Origin of the sequence: Methylobacterium segetis, assembly GCF_004348265.1 — a bacterium.
In the GTDB taxonomy this organism is placed as follows: domain Bacteria; phylum Pseudomonadota; class Alphaproteobacteria; order Rhizobiales; family Beijerinckiaceae; genus Methylobacterium; species Methylobacterium segetis.
Genome location: NZ_SMNT01000019.1, coordinates 41127 through 61733 on the forward strand (window position 1 = coordinate 41127; position 20607 = coordinate 61733).

The 20607-nt window shown below is 72.2% G+C and carries 20 protein-coding genes; 13 read left to right on the top strand and 7 right to left on the bottom strand.

Features of this window, described 5'->3' with window-relative positions; genetic code table 11:
• Positions 1-10: 10 nt before the first annotated feature.
• From lspA to E1J50_RS07180, 8 genes are all read left to right on the top strand, one after another.
• Entirely contained in the window at positions 11-517 is a 507-nt protein-coding gene (gene lspA, locus E1J50_RS07145; RefSeq protein ID WP_132251940.1) for a signal peptidase II, read from the top strand.
• A gap of 177 nt (positions 518-694) precedes the next feature.
• Positions 695-1342, top strand: a complete 648-nt coding sequence (locus E1J50_RS07150; protein WP_132251891.1) for a hypothetical protein — start codon at positions 695-697, stop codon at positions 1340-1342.
• Positions 1343-1468: 126 nt separating this feature from the next.
• Entirely contained in the window at positions 1469-2887 is a 1419-nt protein-coding gene (locus tag E1J50_RS07155) for a M16 family metallopeptidase (RefSeq protein ID WP_245516464.1), read from the top strand.
• Between the two features lie 72 nt (positions 2888-2959).
• Complete coding sequence (locus tag E1J50_RS07160) at positions 2960-4243, top strand: M16 family metallopeptidase (RefSeq protein ID WP_132251893.1); 1284 nt, start codon at positions 2960-2962, stop codon at positions 4241-4243.
• Positions 4244-4343: 100 nt separating this feature from the next.
• Positions 4344-5276, top strand: a complete 933-nt coding sequence (locus E1J50_RS07165; RefSeq protein ID WP_132251895.1) for a ring-cleaving dioxygenase — start codon at positions 4344-4346, stop codon at positions 5274-5276.
• A gap of 149 nt (positions 5277-5425) precedes the next feature.
• Complete coding sequence (locus E1J50_RS07170) at positions 5426-6199, top strand: ferredoxin--NADP reductase (protein ID WP_132251897.1); 774 nt, start codon at positions 5426-5428, stop codon at positions 6197-6199.
• A gap of 9 nt (positions 6200-6208) precedes the next feature.
• Complete coding sequence (gene bioD / locus E1J50_RS07175; RefSeq protein ID WP_132251899.1) at positions 6209-6886, top strand: dethiobiotin synthase; 678 nt, start codon at positions 6209-6211, stop codon at positions 6884-6886.
• Positions 6887-7066: 180 nt separating this feature from the next.
• The gene (locus tag E1J50_RS07180; protein WP_132251944.1) at positions 7067-8965 is read left to right on the top strand and encodes a potassium transporter Kup; all 1899 of its coding nucleotides are present in this window, start codon (positions 7067-7069) and stop codon (positions 8963-8965) included.
• On the opposite strand, the gene E1J50_RS07185 is transcribed toward E1J50_RS07180, so the two are convergent.
• From E1J50_RS07185 to E1J50_RS07205, 5 genes are all read right to left on the bottom strand, one after another.
• Positions 8966-10120 carry a GGDEF domain-containing protein gene (locus E1J50_RS07185; RefSeq protein ID WP_132251901.1) on the bottom strand — a complete coding sequence of 385 codons (1155 nt, stop codon included), beginning with the start codon at positions 10118-10120 and terminating at the stop codon, positions 8966-8968.
• Between the two features lie 222 nt (positions 10121-10342).
• A complete protein-coding gene (locus tag E1J50_RS07190) occupies positions 10343-11653 on the bottom strand; it encodes an HlyC/CorC family transporter (RefSeq protein ID WP_132251904.1) in 1311 nt (436 codons plus the stop codon).
• Positions 11654-11771: 118 nt separating this feature from the next.
• Positions 11772-13028 carry a glycosyltransferase family 87 protein gene (locus E1J50_RS07195; protein ID WP_132251908.1) on the bottom strand — a complete coding sequence of 419 codons (1257 nt, stop codon included), beginning with the start codon at positions 13026-13028 and terminating at the stop codon, positions 11772-11774.
• Between the two features lie 99 nt (positions 13029-13127).
• Positions 13128-14294 (bottom strand): 3-dehydroquinate synthase, encoded by a 1167-nt coding sequence (aroB, locus tag E1J50_RS07200; protein WP_425374916.1) that lies wholly within the window; start codon positions 14292-14294, stop codon positions 13128-13130.
• Positions 14291-14893, bottom strand: coding sequence for a shikimate kinase (locus tag E1J50_RS07205; protein ID WP_132251910.1), 603 nt, complete (start codon positions 14891-14893; stop codon positions 14291-14293). Before E1J50_RS07205 ends, aroB begins: the two co-directional genes overlap by 4 nt.
• A 242-nt stretch (positions 14894-15135) precedes the next feature.
• On the opposite strand from E1J50_RS07205, the gene E1J50_RS07210 reads away from it, so the two are divergent.
• From E1J50_RS07210 to E1J50_RS07220, 3 genes are all read left to right on the top strand, one after another.
• On the top strand, positions 15136-15288 hold the full coding sequence (locus E1J50_RS07210; RefSeq protein ID WP_132251912.1) for a histidine kinase: 153 nt from the start codon (positions 15136-15138) through the stop codon (positions 15286-15288).
• A gap of 68 nt (positions 15289-15356) precedes the next feature.
• Complete coding sequence (locus tag E1J50_RS07215) at positions 15357-16277, top strand: site-specific tyrosine recombinase XerD (RefSeq protein ID WP_281024550.1); 921 nt, start codon at positions 15357-15359, stop codon at positions 16275-16277.
• Positions 16278-16380: 103 nt separating this feature from the next.
• Entirely contained in the window at positions 16381-17199 is an 819-nt protein-coding gene (locus E1J50_RS07220; RefSeq protein ID WP_132251914.1) for a methyltransferase domain-containing protein, read from the top strand.
• On the opposite strand, the gene E1J50_RS07225 is transcribed toward E1J50_RS07220, so the two are convergent.
• The gene (locus E1J50_RS07225) at positions 17148-17570 is read right to left on the bottom strand and encodes an organic hydroperoxide resistance protein (protein WP_132251916.1); all 423 of its coding nucleotides are present in this window, start codon (positions 17568-17570) and stop codon (positions 17148-17150) included. The two genes, E1J50_RS07220 and E1J50_RS07225, sit on opposite strands and share 52 nt — an antisense overlap.
• Positions 17571-17861: 291 nt before the next feature.
• On the opposite strand from E1J50_RS07225, the gene E1J50_RS07230 reads away from it, so the two are divergent.
• Entirely contained in the window at positions 17862-18407 is a 546-nt protein-coding gene (locus tag E1J50_RS07230; RefSeq protein ID WP_132251918.1) for a MarR family winged helix-turn-helix transcriptional regulator, read from the top strand.
• Positions 18408-18513: 106 nt separating this feature from the next.
• On the opposite strand, the gene E1J50_RS07235 is transcribed toward E1J50_RS07230, so the two are convergent.
• On the bottom strand, positions 18514-18879 hold the full coding sequence (locus E1J50_RS07235) for a c-type cytochrome (RefSeq protein ID WP_132251920.1): 366 nt from the start codon (positions 18877-18879) through the stop codon (positions 18514-18516).
• A gap of 281 nt (positions 18880-19160) precedes the next feature.
• On the opposite strand from E1J50_RS07235, the gene E1J50_RS07240 reads away from it, so the two are divergent.
• Positions 19161-20594, top strand: a complete 1434-nt coding sequence (locus tag E1J50_RS07240) for an FAD-linked oxidase C-terminal domain-containing protein (RefSeq protein WP_132251923.1) — start codon at positions 19161-19163, stop codon at positions 20592-20594.
• Positions 20595-20607: the final 13 nt, after the last annotated feature.

The window sequence follows — 20607 nt, forward strand, 5'->3', positions numbered from 1 at the left end:
CATGACGTCCATGACGCCCTTCCGCCTCGGCCTCGCGGCGCTCGTGGCCACCCTCCTCCTCGATCAGGCCTCAAAGCTGTGGCTCTATCTCGGCACGGATCTCGTGCTGACCCAGCCCTGGCACTTCGGCCCCTACGCCGAACTCGTCGTGGTGTGGAACCGCGGCGTCTCCTACGGGCTGTTCCAGCAGGAGGGCGGAATCGGGCGCTGGCTCCTCGTGGCCCTGTCGCTCGCCGCGGCCCTTGGCCTCGGCCTCTGGATGCGCCGGGCACCCTCGCGGCTCCTCGCGCTCTCGCTGGGACTGATCGCGGGGGGCGCCCTCGGCAACGCCGTCGACCGGGCGGCCTACGGCGCCGTGTTCGACTTCGTGCATCTGCACGCGGGCACGTGGTCCTGGTACGTGTTCAACGTGGCGGATGCGGCCATCGTCGCGGGCGTGATCGGGCTGATCCTCGACGGGCTCCTGCCGCAGCGGCGATCGGCCGGGCCGACGGAGAAAAATGCTCCGACCGTGTGATCCGTAAACCACAGCGGCGTTCTCTCGCCGCCGGACCCTGGTGCAGTGCAGTCAAGGCGCCATACGATCGCCCGAAACCGGGATCAGGCCGGACGGGTCGGATCAGGCCGCCGCGAGCGCGACCGCCCCGGGCCCCGTTCAGGGACCTCGAGGCCCGGCCGGAACCTGTGGGGCAGCATGACCGGGTATCGCCGTATCCTCCTTGCAACCGTCGCCGGCCTCCTCGCCGCCGGGACCGCCCAGGGCCAGGAGCGGGGCGAGCTCATGCGGGACACGCTGAGCAATCTCGGCCTCCTCGAGAAGGACCAGCCCGCGATCAACTACCGCGAGCGCGCGCCGCTCGTGATGCCGCCGAAGCTCGACGGCAAGGCGCTGCCCGCGCCCCGGCCCCGCACCGCCTCCCCGCAATGGCCCAAGGAGCCCGAGGTGCTGCAGCGCGAGCGCGACGAGGCGGAGCGCCGGGTGCCGAAGGGCAACCAGCCGCGCGGGCGCTACAACGACAACAACGCGACGCTCGGCATCGACGACATCCGCGCGGGCCGGCGCGCCGACGCGAACATGACGACGCAGCCCGAGCGCAAGCCCGGCGACAACAACCGCGACTCGTTCTGGGTGAACCCGCTGGAGCTGATGCGGGGCGTCGGCCAGGAGAAGACCGAGCCGTCCGTGGCCGAGCCGAGCCGGGACACCCTCACCGATCCGCCGACCGGGTACCGCAAGGCGCCGCGCAAGGTCGTCGTCGAGGGGCGCGACCCCGTCAACAATGCGAGCCGGGAACGGGAAGAAGCCGATCCCGGGCTCTATCTACGCTCTCAGGGCCGCTGAGCGGCCGCCCCGTCCCCAGGCAGGGTCGCGGTACGAGATTTGCCCGGCTGCCGGCTGACCGAGATCGGCGCCAGGGCGTGAGCCAGAACCGGACGGCCCGCGGGACGGGCCGCAAAGGACATCAGGATGCACCTCTTCCGGAAGCCCAAGCCCGCCGGACTCCTGCGCCGGCCGAGCCGCGCCGAGGCCCCCCTGCTCGCCCATGCCGGGCGACTCGAGGCCGCGCCGTTCGGGCGCTCGGAGGCCGGCGGCCCTGAGGTCTCGTCGTTCAGCCTCGACAACGGCCTCGACGTCGTGGTCGTGCCCGACCACCGCGCGCCCGTCGTCACCCACATGATCTGGTACCGCAACGGCTCGGCGGACGATCCGCTCGGCCAGTCCGGCATCGCCCACTTCCTCGAGCACCTGATGTTCAAGGGCACCGAGACGCATCCGGTCGGCGCCTTCTCCAAGGCGGTCTCGGGGCTCGGCGGCCAGGAGAACGCCTTCACGAGCTACGACTACACCGCCTATTTCCAGCGCGTCGCCCGCGACCACCTCAAGACCATGATGGAATTCGAGGCGGACCGGATGACCGGCCTCGTCCTCGACGATGCCGTGGTCGCGCCCGAGCGCGACGTGGTGCTGGAGGAGCGGCGCATGCGGGTCGAGACCGACCCCTCCGCCCAGCTCTCCGAGGCGATGGCGGCCTCCCTCTTCGTCCACCACCCCTACGGCATCCCGATCATCGGCTGGATGCACGAGATCGAGGAGCTGAACCGCCACCACGCCCTCGACTATTACAAGCGCTTCTACACGCCGGAGAACGCGATCCTCGTCGTCGCGGGCGACGTCACGCCCGACGAGGTGCGCCGGCTCGCCGACGGCACCTACGGCCGCGTCACGCCCCAGGGCGCCCGGCCGAAGCGCATCCGGGCCCGCGAGCCGGAGCCGAAGGCGCTCCGCCGCCTCAGCGTCGCCGATCCGAAGGTCGAGCAGCCGACCCTGCAGCGGCTCTACCTGACGCCCTCCTGCATCACGGCCCGCGACGGCGAGTGCCATGCGCTCGAACTCCTCGCCGAGGTGCTCGGCGGGGGCGCCACCTCCTACCTCTACCGCAAGCTCGTCCTGGAGACCGGCATCGCGGTGAACGCGGGCGCCTGGTACATGGGCTCGGCGATCGACGACACCCGCTTCTCCGTCTACGCGGTGCCCGCCGAGGGCGTCAGCCTGGAGACGCTGGAGGCGGCGGTGGACAAGGTCCTGCGCCGCGCGCCGGCCGAGGCGCTGGAGCCCGAGGCGATCGAGCGGGCCAAGACCCGGCTCGTGGCCGAGACCGTCTACTCCTCGGACAGCCAATCCTCCCTCGCCCGCATCTACGGCTCGGCGCTCGCCATCGGCGAGACGATCGAGGAGGTGCGCCGCTGGCCCGTCGACATCGAGGGCGTGACGAAGGAGCGCCTCGCGGCGGTGGCCGAGCGCTACCTCGTGCCCGCCCGCTCCGTGACCGGCTACCTCGTCAAGTCCCGCGACCCGGACGCGCCGGTCTCCGTCGCGGCTGCCTGAGGGCGCCGCTGCCGACATCTCGGGGCGCGGCCGGATCAGGCGCCGCCCCCGCACAAGAACAACGAGGTTCCCATGAACTTGGCCGAGACTCCCACCCGCACCGCGGCCTCGCCCACCCAGGCGAAATCCGTCGCCACCGTCGGCGGGGTCGAGGCGTGGCACGTCGAGTCGCCGGTGGTGCCGATGGTGGCGCTGGCCTTCACCTTCGAGGGCGGCGCCGCGCAGGACCCGGACGGCAAGGCCGGCTGTGCCCAGATGCTGGCGCGCCTCCTCGACGAGGGCGCGGGCGACCTCACCTCCGACGCCTTCCAGGAGCGCCTCGCGGCGCGCGCCGTCGAGCTCTCGTTCCATGCCGGGCCCGACGCGGTCGGCGGCTCGCTGAAGACCCTCGTCAAGCACACCGACGAGGCGATCGACCTTCTCGCGCTGGCCCTGACCAAGCCCCGGCTCGACCCGGACGCGATCGAGCGCGTGCGCGCGCAGACCATCGCCGGCCTGCGCTACCAGCAGAACGATCCGGGCGTGCTGGCCTCGCGGCGCTTCTTCAAGGAGGCCTTCGCCGGGCACCCCTACGGCCGGCCCTCCTCGGGCACGATCGAGAGCATCTCGGCCATCACCCGCGACGACCTCCTCGCCCTGCACGCGCAGGTGATCGGGCGGGGCGCCGTGAAGGTCGCGGCCGTCGGCGCCATCGACGCGGCGGCTTTGGCCGACGCGCTCAACCGATCCTTCGGCGCCCTGCCGGAGGCGGGCCCGCTGCGCGCCGTGCCGCGCACCACCGTGCAGGATCTCGGCCGGCGCGTGGTCGTCGATCTCGACGTGCCGCAATCGGTGATCCGCTTCGGCATGGCGGGCGTCCCCTGGCGCGACCCGGACTTCATCCCGGCCTACGTGCTGAACCACATCCTGGGCGGGGGCGCCTTCACCTCCCGCCTGTTCCAGGAGGTGCGCGAGAAGCGCGGCCTCGCCTACTCGGTCGGCACCTCCCTCGTCAGCCACCGCTCGGCGGCGATGACCTGGGGCTACACCGCCACCAAGAACGAGCGCGTCGGCGAGGCGCTCGCCGTGATCGGCGACGAGATCGGCCGCTTGATCACCGAAGGCCCCTCCGACGAGGAGCTGCAGAAGGCGAAGGACTATCTCACGGGCTCCTACGCGCTCGGATTCGACACCTCGACCAAGATCGCGCACCAGATCGTGCAGATCGCCTTCGAGGGGCTCGGCATGGACTACATCGCGCGCCGCAACGACATGGTGGCGTCGGTGACGCAGGCCGACATCCGGCGCGCCGCGGGCCGCACCTTCGCGGACGGGCGCATGCTCGTCGTCGCCGCCGGCCGGCCGACGGATTTCTGAGACCGGCCGCGGCGCGCCGGCCCAGGGCTGGCAACAGGGCTGGCAACCGGGCGCGCCGTCGCCATCTCAGGGGTCCCGGACGCCAGCGGACAGGCTCCCGATGCACCTCACCGGACTTCACCACCTCACCGCGATCACGGCCCGGGCGGCGGACAACCTCGCCTTCTACACCCGGATCCTCGGCCTGCGCCTCGTCAAGAAGACGGTGAACCAGGACGATCTCTCGGCCTATCACCTGTTCTACGCCGACGGGGTCGCCGCACCCGGCACCGACATCACCTTCTTCGACTGGCCGGCGCCCCCCGAGCGGCGCGGCGCCAACAGCATCGTGCGCACCGGCCTGCGGGTCTCCGGCCCCGAGGCGATCGCGTGGTGGCGCGAGCACCTCGCCCGCGAGGGCATCGACCACGCCCTCCCGGTCGAGCGGGACGGCCGCCTGACCCTCGACTTCGAGGACGGCGAGGGCCAGCGCCTCAGCCTCGTCGACGACGGCGGTGCCGGCCCGGCCCATCCCTGGAGCGGCAGCCCCGTGCCCGCCCCCCACCAGATCCGCGGGCTCGGCCCCGTGCGCCTCGCGGTCGCCGAGGCCGGGCGGACCGAGGCGGTGCTCACCGAGGTGCTCGGGATGCGCCACGACCGGACCTTCGAGCTGCCCGAGGGGGAGGTGCGGGTCTACGCGATGGGGGAGGGGGGCGCCGGCGCCGAACTCCAGGTGATGCAGGACGCCTCGGCCCCGGCGCGCCAGGGCGCGGGCGCCGTGCACCACGTCGCCTTCAGCATCCCCGACGCGGATTACGCGGCCTGGGCGGACCGGCTGAAGACGCGGCGGATGCCCTCCAGCGGGCCGGTGGACCGCTACTACTTCCGCAGCCTCTACTTCCGCGAGCCGAACGGCATCCTGTTCGAGATCGCCACCGAGGGGCCCGGCTTCACCGCCGACGAACCCCTGGAAGCCTTGGGCGAGCGCCTCGCCCTGCCGCCCTTCCTGGAGCCGCGCCGGGCCGAGATCGAGGCGGGGCTGAAGCCGCTGTGAGACGGCGCCCCCTGGGGCCGTCAAGAATTCAGAGCCGTTCTAGACAGTAGAACCATCCCCCGCATGCGCTGCTGCCATGCCTTGACGGGCGTGCTGCACATGCGAGAAGACGCGCCAAAAGTCCGCGAGATTCGGAGTCACCTGTCCCGATGAGCAAATACAACGAGGAGCGGGTGCTCTCGGTGCACCACTGGACGGACACGCTGTTCTCCTTCCGCACCACCCGCGACCCCTCGTTCCGCTTCCGCAACGGCGAATTCACCATGATCGGCATCGAGGTCGAGGGCAGGCCGCTGCTGCGCGCCTACTCGGTGGTTTCGGCCAATTACGAGGAGGAGCTGGAGTTCTTCTCCATCAAGGTGCCGAACGGCCCGCTGACCTCGAAGCTCCAGCACCTCAAGGTCGGCGACCCGATCATGGTCGGCAAGAAGCCGACCGGGACGCTCGTGCTCGACAACCTGCTGCCGGGCCGTCACCTCTACCTGCTCGGCACCGGCACGGGGCTCGCGCCGTTCCTGTCGATCATCAAGGACCCGGAGACCTACGACCGCTTCGAGAAGGTGGTGCTGGTGCATGGCTGCCGGCAGGTGCAGGAGCTCGCCTACGGCGAGACGATCACGCAGGACCTGCCCCGCCACGAGTTCCTGGGCGAGATGATCAGCCAGCAGCTGGTCTATTACCCGACGGTGACGCGCGAGCCGTTCCGCAACCGGGGCCGGATCACGGACCTGATGACCTCGGGCAAGCTGTTTGCGGATGTGGGCCTGCCGGTGATGAGCAAGGAGGCGGACCGGTTCATGCTGTGCGGCAGCCCGGAGATGATCCGCGACACGCGCCAGCTCCTGGCCGATGGCGGCTACGAGGAGGGCAACCACGGCGAGGCCGGCCACTTCGTCATCGAGAAGGCCTTCGTCGAGAAGTAGACGGCCTCGATGCGGGCCCTGTTCGTCGCCGGCGCCGGGACCGAGATCGGCAAGACCTACGTCACCGCGGCGCTGACGCAGGCCCTGCGGGCGATGGGCCGCCCGGTCCGCACCCTGAAACCCCTGGCCAGCGGCGTCCCGCCCCTCGGCCACCCGGATTTCGCCGAGAGCGACACCGCCCGGCTGCTCGCCGCGCAGGGCCTGCCGGTGGGCCCCGAGACGGTCGCCGCCTGCTCGCCCTGGCGCTTCGCGGCGGCCCTCGCGCCCGATCTCGCCGCCGCCCGCGAGGGCCGCAGCCTCGCGCTCCCCGATCTGGTGCGATGGTGCGAGGCGCAGATCGCGGCCGCGGAGCCCGGCACCACCGTCGTGATCGAGGGCGTCGGCGGGCTGATGAGCCCGATCACCGGGGCCGAGACCGGCCTCGACTGGCTCAAGGCCCTGCGCCTGCCCGCCCTCCTCGTCTCCGGCAGCTATCTCGGCGCGATCAGCCACGCGCTGACGGCGGTCGAGACCCTGCGGGCGCATGACTGCCCCCTGGTCGCCGTCGCGGTGAGCGAGAGCGCGGGCGCGCCGACGCCCCCCGAGACCGTCGCCGAGGCGATCGGAAGCCGGATCGGCGCGCCCGTCTTCTGCCTGCGCCGCGGAGCGGAATGCCCCGAGGCGCTCGCGCTCCTCGCCGCCGCTTGACCGGGGCGGCCGGGGCGGGCCGACACGAGCGCGTGATTCCCGGCTCGCGCCCCGCACCGGCCCTGGACGAGCGCCCGCCGCCTTCTACCTTCGCGGAACACGGCCGGGCCCGGATCGGCGCGGCCGGAGGTCGGAGTCGCCCCCGTGAGCCAGCTCGCAACCCATGAGACCGCCATCGGGATGGGAGCGGAGGGGCAGCGCGGCGGGGCCGTCCGGCCGGCCATCCTGCTCGGCGCCCTCGGCATCGTCTACGGCGACATCGGCACGAGCCCCCTCTACGCCTTCAAGGAGGCGGTGCGGGCGGCGAGCCACGGCACGGGCACGGCCGAGCCCGCAGCCGTGATCGGCGCCGTCTCCCTGATCCTGTGGGCGCTGATCCTGATCGTCTCGATCAAGTACGCGGTCCTGATCCTGCGGGCCGACAACCGGGGCGAGGGCGGCATCGTCGCCATGCTGGCGCTGCTCGGGGCCCGCCACGCCAAGCCCGGATCCTGGCAGGCGCTCCTCCTCGTCGTCGGCCTCGTCGGCGCGGCCCTCCTCTACGGGGACGGGGCCATCACGCCGGCCATCTCGGTCCTCTCGGCGGTCGAGGGCCTCAAGGTCGACGCCCCCGCCCTCCACCGGTTCGTGGTTCCGATCACGCTGGCGATCCTGGTCGGGCTGTTCCTCGTCCAGAGCAAGGGCGTCGCCTTCATCGGGCGCATCTTCGGCCCCGTGATGCTGGTCTGGTTCGCCGTGCTGGCGCTTCTGGGCATCGGCGGCATCCTGCACCGGCCGGAGATCCTGCGGGCGCTCAATCCCTTCGAGGCGGTCGACTTCCTGACGCATGCCGGCTGGCATGTCAGCTTCGCCATGCTCGGCGCGGCCTTCCTGGCGGTGACGGGCGGCGAGGCGATGTATGCCGATCTCGGCCATTTCGGCGCGCGCGCCATCCGCCTCGCGTGGTTCGCCCTCGTGCTGCCGGCCCTCGTGATCAACTATTTCGGCCAGGGCGCAGTCCTCCTCGCCGAGCCCGCCGCGATCGAGAACCCGTTCTACGCGCTCGCGCCGGACTGGGCGCATTATCCCCTGATCGCGCTGGCGACGCTCGCCACCGTGATCGCCTCGCAGGCCATCATCTCGGGGGTGTTCTCCCTGACCCAGCAGGCGATCCAGCTCGGCTTCCTGCCGACCATGCGCATCGTCCAGACCGCCTCCGACGAGCGCGGCCAGATCTACGTGCCCGCCGTGAACGGGCTCCTCGCCATCGCGACGCTCACCGCCGTCGTCGTGTTCGGCTCCTCCGACGCGCTCGCGGGCGCCTACGGCATCGCGGTCTCGATGCTGATGGCGATCACGACGCTGCTCGCCGCCTTGATCGCGCTCAAATGGGGCTACAACCCCGTCGCGGTCGTGGCCCTCAACGGCTTCTTCCTCGTCATCGATCTCGTCTTCCTCGGCGCCAACAGCGTGAAGCTGTTCGAGGGGGGCTGGTTTCCCCTCGTGCTGGCCGGCCTCGTCGCGATGATGATGCTGACCTGGCGGAAGGGCACGGCGATCATCGAGGAGACCCGCGCGTCCCTGCGCATGCCGGAGGCGGAGTTCCTGGAGCGCCTGCGGCGGGACCCGCCGGTGCGGCTTCCCTGCGCGGCGGCCTACCTCTCGGCGGCCACCCACGGCATCCCGCTGCCCCTCTCGCGCTTCCTGGAGCGCAGCCACGCGCTGGCCGAGCGCCTGCTCATCATCACCGCCCTCTACGAGGAGACGCCGACCGTGCCCGAGAGCGAGCGGGCGGAGGTCTCGCAGATCGCCCCCGACTTCTACCGGATCATCCTGCGCTACGGGTTCATGCAGGACGCCTCGATTCCGGAAGGGCTCGCCTGCGCCGTCGGGCACGGCCTGCTGCCGCCGGGCTTCGTCGAGGACGTCACCGTCTTCATCGGCCACGAGACGGTGATCCCGAAGAACGACCGGCGCGGCATGTCGCACTGGCGGGAGAAGCTCTTCGCCTTCATGCAGCGCAACGGGGAGCGCACGGGCGCCTTCTTCTGCGTGCCGACGCGGCAGGTGATCGAGGTCGGCACCGAGATCGAGATCTGATCAGGCCGCCCGGAGGGCTGCCGAGACCTCGATCCGGTTCCGGCCGTTGCGCTTGGCGCGGTAGAGGGCGGCGTCGGCGTGGCGCAGGAGGGCGTCGAGCTCGCGCCCGATCACCGCGCTCTCCGCCGCCCCGATGCTCACGCTGACCGCGAGCCCCGGCAGGCTCGGCACGGAGAGCCGGGCCACCGCCGCCCGGATCTGCGAGGCGTGGCGGAGCGCGCTCTCGACGTCGCGGTCCGGCAGCACGCAGGCGAATTCCTCCCCGCCCATCCGGCCGAACAGGGCGCCCGGCGGCAGCAGGGCCTGCACGAGGCAGCAGAAGCCCACCAGGACCCCGTCGCCGACCATGTGGCCGTGGGCGTCGTTGATGCTCTTGAAGTGGTCGAGGTCGAACAGGAGCAGGGTGACCGGCCGGTCGGAACCGGCGAGCAGCGCCTGCGCGCCCGCCACCAGGGCCCGGCGGCTCGCGATGCCGGTCAGCGGGTCGGTCTCGGCCGCCTGCCGCTGCACCCGCTCGACCCGCTCCTTAGTCAGCGCCATGAAGGTGAAGGCGATCGCGACCGTGAACAGCATGCCGACGAAGCAGAGGATCGCGAGCCAGGCCGACTGCATCACGTCCTGGTTCGTCGGCAGGGGGGTGAGCAGGGCCAGCGGGATCCGCATGACGTAGACGAGGGCGTAGGCTCCGAGCAGGACCATCGCCGGATAGCGCGAGACCAGGGCCTCGGCCCGCCCGCGCCAGATCTCGTAGGCCCCGGCGGCGCAGAACCCGCCGGCGATGGCCGAGGCCAGGATCACCCGGGCCGCGAGAGAGGCGTAGAAGTCGGGCACGAAGCAGAGGGCGCCCCAGAGGGCGCCGCCGGCCAGGGCGAGATCGAGGCGGAGGGGCCTGCCCTCGAAGGCGCGCACGCCGCTCCAGATCAGGCCGTAGGCCCCGATCATCAGCGTGTTGGCGAGGCCGATCGAGGCCGCGTCGGGAATGACGCCGCGAAGCGCGAGGAGGCCCGAGGCCGCCGCGCCCGTCACGTGCGCGACGCCCCAGATCGCGAGCGGGCGGGCCGTCCGGTCCTGGCTCCAGGACAGCAGGAACAGCGTGCCGACCACGAAGGTGACGATCACCGTCACGAGCAGCAGGGTCGGGGTGTCGAGGCGCATCGATCCGTTCCGGTAACGGCCCGGCTCGCCCGGGCATCGCTGCCGGTAGAGTCGATAGACGGCCCATGCTGTCGGGATCGTAAAGGCAGGGCCGCAAATGCAACCTATTCGGTGCATCGTGCGGTCTCAACACTTCAGGGTCGAATACTGGAGCGGCACAGGTCGAGGCGCGCGGATAGAGCCGGACCTGTGGCCCCCGGGCATCGACGCGCGGTGGCGAATTCAGGTTTCCGGCCTGTCCGCCCGCCGCGCGGACGGGGCGGGCGCGAGCGGCGTGATGCGCAGGGTGGTGATGCGGTTCTTGGCCTTGCGCAGGACCTGGAAGCGGAAGCCGTGGAAGTTGAAGGCGGTGCCCTGGTCGGGGATCGCCCGGGCCTCGTGGATCACGAGGCCGGCGATGGTCGTGGCCTCCTCGTCGGGCAGGTTCCAGTCCATCGCCCGGTTGAGGTCGCGGATCGGGACCGAGCCGTCCGCGTTCACGGAGCCGTCGCCCTGCGGGCGCACGCCGGAGACCGTCACGTCGTGCTCGTCGGCGATGTCGCCGACGATCTCCTCCAGGATGTCCTCCAGGGTCACGAGGCCCATCACCTCGCCGTACTCGTCCACGACGAGGGCGAAGTGGGTCTTCTTGGTGAGAAAGGCCTTGAGCTGGTCGCGCAGCGAGGTGGTGCCGGGCACGAACCACGTCTCGAGGGCCAGCGCCTCGACCTTGAGGCCGGACGCGTCGCCGCCGGCCGCGTCGAGGGCGCGCAGCAGGTCCTTGGCGTGGAGCACGCCGACGATATTCTCCGAGGTCCCGCGCCAGAGCGGCATCCGGGTGTAGGGCGAGGACAGCACCTCGCGCACGATCTCCTCGGACGGCAGGTCCGCGTTGATCGTGCGCATCTTGGTGCGGTGGACCATCACCTCCGAGACCGTGAGGTCGGAGAGGTCGAGGAGGCCGCCCAGCATGTCGCGCTCGGCCTTGGCGACGCCCCCCTCCCGGTGCAGCAGCGCCACCTGCCCCCGGATCTCCTCGGTGGCGGAGAGGATCGACTGGTGCTCCCCGATGGTGATGCCGAAGGGGCGCAGCATCAGCCGCACGAGGTTCTCGATGGCGATCGCGAGGGGGCCGAGGAGCGCCACCGTGAAAGCGACGGGCCGCGCCGTCAGCAGCGCCGCCTGGTCCGGCTTCGAGATGGCGAGCGTCTTCGGCAGCACCTCCGCGAAGACGATGACGAGCACCGACATGCCGGCGGTGGCGTAGAGCACGCCGCTCTTGCCGAAGATCGCGGTGAGCACGCTCGTGGTGAAGGCCGAGGCCCCGATCGCCACGATGTTGTAGCCGATCAGCATGGAGCCGATGAAGCGCTCCCGGATCGCCAGGATCCGGTTGACGATGGCGGCGCGCGGGTCGCCCGAGGTCTCGAGCGAGAGCATCCGGGCTCGCGAGGCCGCGGTGAAGGCGGTCTCGGCGCCCGCGAAGAAGGCCGAGAGCAGGAGCGAGATCGCCACGATGCTCGCGGCGAGCCAGAGGTCGGTGTGGGATTCCATCGGACCCGTAACGTCGCCGCGCGGCCGGTGTGCCGAGGAAGCCGCGTGCGAGCGCCCCTCTTAGAGCATTTTCACGCCGAAGTGGTTCCCGGTCCGGCGCGGCCCGGCCCGACGCCCCCTAGCGGGCCCCGGCGCCCGACGGGACCGGGCCGGGCACGCGCCGCGGCAGCGCCCGGGCCGCGACGAGGGCGAGGGTGGCGAGGGCGAGGGCGAGGCCGAGGGAGAGGCCGGTCGCGCCGGCGACCGGGCGGAGCGCGGCCGCGGCGAGCGGGGAGGCGATCAGGAGCGCCCGCTCGGCCCCGGTGAGGCCGCCGCGGCGATGCGCCTCGATCGCGAGGAGCGCGCTCGCGGGCACCAGCGGCGCGAGGTCGTAGAGGGGGACGTAGGGCGAGACGAGGGGGGCCGCGGCGAGCAGCGCCGCCGCCCGCAGGGTCAGGGGCGCCCCGCCCGCCCAGACCCGCCACGCCGTGCCGACCGCCAGGAGGGCCACGGCGACCTGCCCGGCCCAGGCCGAGGCGAGCGAGCCGCCGAGGAGGCGCACCGCGCCGAAGGCGCTGGCGTTGATGTCGAGCCCGGACCACGCCTCCCGCAGGGCGATGCGGTTCGTCTCGGCGAGGGTGGCGAGGAAGGCCTGCCAGGGCGCGAGGCCGAAGGCGAGGCAGGAGAGGGCGCACAGCCCCGCGACGCCGGCGAGGCAGGCGGCGAGCGCCCGCCAGCGGCCGGTGACGAGCAGGAGGGCGGGGGCGAGGGCGGCGAGCTGCGGCTTGTAGGCGACGCAGGCGAGGAGGAGGCCCGCCAGCACGGGCCGCCGGTCGACGAGGAGCGCGCCGAGCGTCAGGAGGCCGGCGGTGAGGAGCCCGTTCTGCCCGTAGGCGAGGTTGCACAGGACGAGGGGGTGGGCGCAGGCGATCAGCACGCCGTCGCGGCTGCCCGTCGCCTGCCGGAGGGCGAGGGCGAACAGGCCGAGGGTGACGAGCATCCAGAGCGGGAAGGCGGCGCCGTAGGGCAGGAGGCCGAGGAGGGCTGCCGGCAGCAGGAAGACGGGCGGGTAGTGCCACGCGAAGCGGTCCGCGTCGGGGCCGAAGGCGGCGGCCTGCGCGGCGAGATGGGCGTTGAGGTCGTAGGCACCCGCCGCCCGCCCCTCCAGCGCCCCGCGCCCGGCGAGCCAGACCTGCGAGAAGTCGTAGCCGAGGAGGTCCCCGAGCCAGTTCCGCCCCGGCACCGGCCCGGTGCCGAGGAGCCCGAAGGCGATGAGGAGGGTCAGCGGCACGAGGGCGAGGGCGGCGCGCCGGGCGAAGGCGCGGAGCCGGGCATCGCTCGTCAGGAGCGCCGAGAGCTCGCCCCGCGGCGCTCCACCGACCGTCGATACGCTCATCTGGCTGAACCCGTCGCGGCGCCCGTGATGCGGGATGTTAGGCGCCGGAGGGTTAAGGAGTCGCGCTGAGCGGGGAGGGGCCGGAGGCGGCCCCGTCCCTCACTCCGCCCGCAATTCGTCGTCGAGGAAGGCGCGCACCTCCGCCCGGTCGATGCCCGGCGCGATGAAGCTCTGCCCGATCCCGCGGGCGAGGATGAAGGTCAGGGCCCCGTCGCGGACCTTCTTGTCCTGGGCCATGGCGTCGAGGATCGCCTCCGCGCCGCCGCAGCCGCCCGGCACCTGCTGCAGGCGGGTCGGCAGGCCGGCGAGCGCCAAGTGGTTGGCGACGCGCCCCGCCTCCTGGCCGGGGCAGAGGCCGAGCCGGGCCGAGAAGCGGAAGGCGAGCGCGAGGCCGATCGCCACGCCCTCCCCGTGGACGAGGCGCCCGGAATCGTAGCCCGTCAGGCGCTCCAGGGCGTGGCCGAACGTGTGGCCGAGGTTGAGCAAGGCCCGCTCCCCGTCCTCGCGCTCGTCGCGGACCACCACGCCGGCCTTGGCGCGGCAGCAGATCGCCACCGCCTCGTCGCGCTGGGCCTCGCCCGCGAAGATGCCGCGCCAGTTCGCCTCGCACCACGCGAAGAAGCCCGCATCCCCGATGAGGCCGTATTTCGCCACCTCCGCGTAGCCCGCCCGCATCTCGCGCTCGGTGAGCGTATCGAGGGCGGCGGTGTCGGCGAGCACGAGGCGGGGCTGGTGGAAGGCGCCGATCAGGTTCTTGCCGAGGGGCGAATTGATGCCGGTCTTGCCGCCGACCGAGGAATCGACCTGCGCGAGCAGGGTCGTCGGGGCCTGTACGAAGCGCACGCCCCGCCGGAGCGTCGCGGCGGCGAACCCGGCGAGGTCGCCCACCACGCCGCCGCCGAGGGCCACGACGAGGTCGTTGCGCTCGACCCTGTGGGCGAGGAGCCCGTCCGAGACGGCCGCGTAGGTCGCGTAGGATTTCGAGGCCTCGCCCGGCGCCACCGCGATCACGCCGGAGCGCAGGCCCGCCGCCTCGAGGCTCGCGCGCACCCGGTCGCCGTAGAGGCCGGCCACCGTCTCGTCGGTCACGATGACGGCCGCCCGCGCGCCGAGCGCCGCCACGCGGGCGCCCGCGCCCGCGAGCAGCCCCCGCCCGATCAGGATGTCGTAGTCGCGCCCCCCGTCGAGGGGGACGTGAACGGTGAGGGGCTGCCGGATGGCCTCGGCCCCGGTCTCGGTCACAGTCTCGGTCAGGGTCTCGGTCACTGGGCGGCGACGCCTCGGTTGGTGGGGCCGGTGAGGTGGGTGTCGAGGGCTTCGAGCACGTCCTGCACCACCCGGTCGTGGGACACGTCGCGGGAGAGCACCATCACGTCGGCTCCGCCGTAGACGGGGTGGCGCGCCTCCATGAGCTGGCGCATGGTCTCCTCCGGATCCTCCGTCTGCAGGAGAGGCCGGTTGCCGCGCTTGCGCACCCGCCGCATCAGCACGTCGAGATCGGCCTTGAGCCAGACCGAGATGCCGCCCTCGGCGATCCGCGCGCGGGTCGAATCGCGCATGAAGGCGCCCCCGCCCGTGGCGAGCACCATCGGGCCCTCGCGGATCAGCCGCGAGATCACCCGCTCCTCGCCCTCGCGGAAGCTCGGCTCCCCGTAGATCGCGAAGATGTCGGGGATGGTGAGCCCGGCGGCGGCCTCGATCTCGTTGTCGGCGTCCTTGAAGATCATGCCGAGGCGGCTGGCGAGGCGCCGGCCGACCGTGCTCTTGCCCGCGCCCATCAGACCGACGAGCACGATCGACCGCGGCCCGAGGGCGCGGCGCAGACGCACTTCGATCGGTTCGCCTGCCGGTTCAGGCTCTGTCATGGCTCGGATCTACGCATGGACCAGTCTGCACGGGATCCGGGGGTCTTACCGCGTTTTGCCGCGGGCGTGAAACAGCCGACATGCCCGCATCCGAGCCGGGCGCGCAATGCGCGCGCGAGAGCCCGGCCGCACGCAGCGAGACCCCGGCTGTGGCTTCGCGGGCCTTGCCAGCGGCCGGCCCGCGTGATGGAACCCCTTGACGCCGCAGTGCAACACCCGCTCCCGCCCGAGGTTCGCCCGACGTGCCGACCCTGTTCCGTTTCATCGCCACCCTGGCGATCCTGGCCGGCCTCGTCTTCGCCGGCATGTTCGCCCTGGCGACCTTCGTCGAGCCGACCCCGCGGGAGATGAGCGTGCCGATCCCCGCCGCGAAGCTCCAGCCGGGCAACCGGTGACGCGGGGGCGCGCGGCCGACGGACCGGCGAAAGGTCAGCCCGAGCGGCGGCCCGGGCCGGCCCCCGAGATCGCCGCCTATCTCGACATGCTGGCCGCCGAGCGGGGCGCGGCACGCAACACCCTCGACGCCTACCGGCGCGACCTCGACGATTATCTCGACTTCCTCTCCGAGGAGGGGGTCGAGCCGGCGGAGGCCGAGGCGGGGACCCTGCGGGCCTACATGGCGGGGCTGGAGACGCGGGGGCTGAAGAGCTCGTCGGCCGCCCGGCGCCTCTCCTGCATCCGCGGCTTCCACAAGTTCCTCTACGCGGAGGGCATGGCCGAGGGGGACCCGAGCGCGCCCGTCTCCGGCCCGCGCCGCGGACGCGCCCTGCCGAAGGTGCTCTCGGTCGCCGAGGTCGACCGCCTGCTCGCCGCGGCGCGCGCGCAGGCGAGCATCCCCGACGCCTCCCCCGGGGAGCGCGCCCGGGCGTGGCGGATGCTGTGCCTGATCGAGCTTCTCTACGCCACGGGCCTGCGCGTCTCGGAGCTGATCGCGCTGCCGCGCACGGCCGCCTCGACGCGCGAGCGCTTCCTCGTGGTCAAGGGCAAGGGCGGCCGCGAGCGCTTGGTGCCGCTCACCGAGATGGCGCGGGCCGCCATGCGCGAGCACCTCCCCGCGAGCCCCTCCGACCAGACCTGGCTGTTCCCCTCCGACAGCGAGAGCGGGCACCTCACGCGGCAAGCCTTTGCCCGCGACCTGAAGGCCGTGGCGGGCGCGGCCGGCCTGCGCGCCGACCACGTCAGCCCCCACGTCCTGCGCCACGCCTTCGCGAGCCATCTCCTGCAGAACGGGGCGGACCTGCGCATCGTGCAGGAACTGCTCGGCCACGCCGACATCTCGACGACTCAGATCTACACGCACGTCCTCGACGAGCGCCTGAAGGGCATGGTGCGCGACCTGCACCCGCTGATGGACGAGGCGAACGAGAGGCCGGCGGAGGCGTGACGCGGCGCGGTCCGGACCTCTCCCGGACCGCGCCGGGTTGAGCGCGACTCCACCCCGCGCTAAGCGGTCGGCTCCCGCGCTCGAACCGTCCCGAAACCCGCCGATGTCGTCATGGAAGCAGGCCGTCGCGCGCGCCTTCGACGGCGCCGAAGGCTACGACCGGGCCGCCGAGGTTCAGGCGCGGGTCGCCGGGCACCTCGCGGAACGGATCGCCGGCCTGCCGCTGGCGCCCCACCCCCGCGTGCTGGAGATCGGCTGCGGCACCGGCCTGCTGACGCAGGCCCTGCGGGACCGGCTCGCACCCCGCGCGCTTCTCGCCACCGACATCGCCCCCGGCATGGTCGCGCGGGCGAAGGCGCGGGCGCCGGAGGGCGCGGATCTGCGCTATCTCGTGATGGACGGCGAGCGTCCGAGCCTCGCCCCCGGTCCCCGCTTCGACCTGATCGCCTCCAGCCTCGCCGCGCAATGGTTCGAGGATCTGCCCGGCGCGGTCTCGACGCTCAGCGGGCTCCTCGCCCCGGGCGGCTGGCTCGCCCTCGCGACGCTCGCCGACGGCACGTTCGGGGAATGGGGGCGGGCCCACGCGGCCCTGGGCTACGCGCCCGCCACGCCCGCCTACCCGACCCTGCAGGCCCTGCGGGCGCTGGCGCCCCCCGGCTGCACGCTGAGCGTCGAGGAGGAGCCGTTCCTGGAGGCGCACCCGAACGGGCGCGCCTTCCTCGCCGCGCTCCGGGCGATCGGGGCCGGCACGCCGCGGGGCGGGCGGCCCCTGCCCGCGGGCGCCCTGCGCCGCGTGCTGCGCCGCTTCGATGCGGAGGGCGCCCGAGTCACCTACCGGGTCGCCCTCTGCCTCGTGCGGCGCCGGCCCGATCAGGCCGCCGAGACGTCGACGCGGATATTGCCGCGGGTGGCGTGCGAGTAGGGGCAGACCACGTCGGCCCGCTTCACGAGATCCTGCGCCTTGTCCGGGTCGATGCCGGGCAGGGTGGCCTTCAGCGTCACGGTCAGGCCGAAGCCGGTGCCGTCGTCGCGCTTGCCGATGCCCACGGTCGACTCGACCTTGGCGTCGTCGGAGATCGTCACCTTGTCCTGCGCGGCCACGAACTTGATGGCGCCGAGGAAGCAGGCGGCGTAGCCCGCGGCGAAGAGCTGCTCCGGGTTGGTGCCGGCACCGCCGCCGCCGCCGAGTTCCTTCGGGGTCGCGAGTCCCACCGACAGGCGGTCGTCGTCGGTGGCGGCGGAGCCTTCGCGGCCACCGGTGGCGTGCGCATGAGCGGTATACAGGGCTTGCATGGGTCTCTCCTTCGACGGGGATCGATACCGCACCGGGAGGGGTGCGGAAACGCGACATCGATTGATCTTTGATATGGCGCCCCTTCGCAGAGGGCCGGATTTTGCGATGCGTCCGGCATCGCATGCCGAACATCGATTGCGCGCGATCTGATGCCGGGTCTCGCATATTATTCGATTGCGCGCAACCTAGTTGGGGCCGGTGCCTTGATTGTGCACATGATGCAATGTGGCTAGGATGTTGGGGATCGTGAGTTTTTTCCGCGCGACGGCGCGGCGAGGGGAGTGACGCCAATGCCGGGCCGAGAAGTCCCGCGCGGGGCAGGGCCGCGAGGCGCGCCGTCGACGCAACGGAGCGCCGAGGCGTCGAGCGACGCCCAGCGCTTGAACAACCAGCTCTGCTTCGCCGTCTACGCTGCGGCGCACGCCTTCGGCCGCGCCTACCGCGCGCTCCTGAGCGAGCACGACCTCACCTATCCGCAATATCTCGTCCTGCTCGTCCTCTGGGAGGAGGAAGGGCTGACGGTGAAGGAGATCGGCACGCGCCTGTTCCTCGATTCCGGCACGCTGACGCCGCTGCTGAAGCGGCTCGAGGCCTCGGGGCATGTCCGCCGCGCCCGCGACCGCGCCGACGAGCGTCAGGTCAGCATCTTCCTCACGCCGAAGGGGCGGAGCCTGCAGGAGCGGCTCGCCTGCATCCCCGACCAGGCGGGCGGCATGACCGGGCTCGATCTCGAGGCGCGCCAGGCCCTCCTCGACCATCTGGTCACCCTGCGCACGGGCCTGCACGAGGAGACCGGCGCCGAGAAGCTGGCGGCGGCGAGCGCCAACGCCGCCTGACCGCGGGCTTCGCCGGCGACATCCCGGCAGCTCGGAACGGGTCGAGAAAAAGGCCGCCCTCGCGTCGCGAAGGCGGCCTCGTTCGCGCGGACGTGCCGCGCGGGTCTTACGACTGGGTCTTGAGGTAGGCGATCAGGTCGCTGAGCTTCTTGTCGTCCTTCAGGCCCGGGTAGACCATCTTGTTGCCCGGCACCTTGGCCTTCGGGTCCTTCAGCCACTCCTTGAGGTTCGCCTCGTCCCAGGTCAGGCCCGAGCCCTTCAGGGCGGCGGAGTAATTGTAGCCCTCGTGCGTGCCCGCCTTGCGGCCGACGACGCCCTTCAGGTCGGGCCCGACGCCGTTCTTGCCGAAGGCGTGGCAGGCCTTGCAGGGCGCGAAGGCCTTCTCGCCGGCCGCCGCGTCGCCGGCGTCCTGCGCCTGGGCGGAGAGGGGCAGCATCAGCGCGAGGGCGGCGCCGAGGATGAGGTGACGCATCTTTTTTCCTCCGTGGTGACGGTCGTTGGAGACCGCCGAGGCTTATAGCCGAGCTTGACGTTTAGAACAGATCGAGACTGCGACGCTAGGCCGGCATCTAGGGCATCCGCGACGAAAGGAAGCCCTCCTGCCGCAAAACGGTTCCGGATGCGCACCGCCCGGGTTTCGTCTAGAACGGTGCGGAGGCCCGAACGGGACCTCGCGCAGGATCTTGGGCGCACGAACCTGAGCGCGCGCTGAAGGCCGGGCGACCCGCCGGCCGGTCACTCTGGGAGAACGCCATGTCGATCGCCTTCCCCGCCCCCGATCCGGAGATCGTCGCGCGCCGCGAGGCGATCATCGAGGGGCTGCGCCCCCTCGTGGCGGCGGAGGCGCTGATCACCAGCGAGGACGAGCGCCGCGCCTTCGAGACGGACGGGCTGACGGCCTACCGCAAGATGCCGCTCGCCGTGATCCTGCCCTCGACCACCGAGGAGGTCTCCGCGGTGATGGCCTATTGCCACGCCAACGGCGTGCGCGTGGTGCCCCGCGGCGCCGGCACCTCGCTCGCCGGCGGCGCCATCGCGCAGGAGGATGCGGTCATCCTCGGCGTCGGCAAGATGACCCGCGTCCTCGACCTCGATTTCGCCAACCGCACCGCGCGGGTGCAGTCGGGCATCACCAACCTCGCGATCTCGGGGGCGGTCAGCCACGAGGGCTTCTTCTACGCCCCCGACCCGTCGAGCCAGCTCGCCTGCACCATCGCGGGCAACATCGCCATGAATTCGGGCGGCGCGCATTGCCTGAAATACGGCGTGACCACCAACAACCTGCTGGGCGTCACCCTTGTGATGAACGACGGCACGGTGGTCGAGATCGGCGGCCCGCACCTCGACAGCGGCGGCTACGACCTGCTCGGGCTGATCTGCGGCTCGGAGGGGCAGCTCGGCATCGTCACCGAGGCGACGGTGCGCATCCTGCGGGCCGCGGAGGGCGCGCGGCCCGTCCTCGTCGGCTTCTCCTCGGTGGAGGATGCGGGCAATTGCGTCGCGGCGATCATCGCGGCCGGGATCATCCCCGTGGCGATCGAGTACATGGACCGCGAGGCGATCCTGATCACCGAGGATTTCGCGCAGGCCGGCTACCCGCGCGACGCCGAGGCGATGCTGATCATCGAGGTCGAGGGCTCGGACGCCGAGATCGACGACATGCTCGGCCGCATCGCGGCGATCGCGCAGGGCTTCCGGCCGACGAGCCTCAAGGTGTCCCGCTCGGAGGCGGAGAGCGCCGCGATCTGGAAGGGGCGCAAATCCGCCTTCGGCGCCACGGGCCGCATCTCGGACTACGTCTGCATGGACGGCACCATCCCGACCGGGCGCCTCGGCGAGGTGCTGGAGCGCATCGGCGCGATCTGCGCCGGCCACGGCCTGCGCGTCGCCAACGTGTTCCACGCCGGCGACGGCAACCTGCACCCGCTGATCCTGTTCGACATCAACAAGCCGGGCGAGCTGCAGAAGGCGGAAGCCGCGGGCGACGAGATCCTGAAGCTCTGCGTCGAGGTCGGCGGCTGCCTCACCGGCGAGCACGGGGTCGGCATCGAGAAGCGGGAGCTGATGCGCTTCCAGTACAACCAGGCCGACCTGGAGCAGCAGATGCGGGTCAAGAACGTGTTCGACCCGGCCTGGCTGATGAACCCCGCCAAGGTCTTCCCCCTGGAGGGGCGCATCGCCGCCTGAGGCGGGCCGTGCC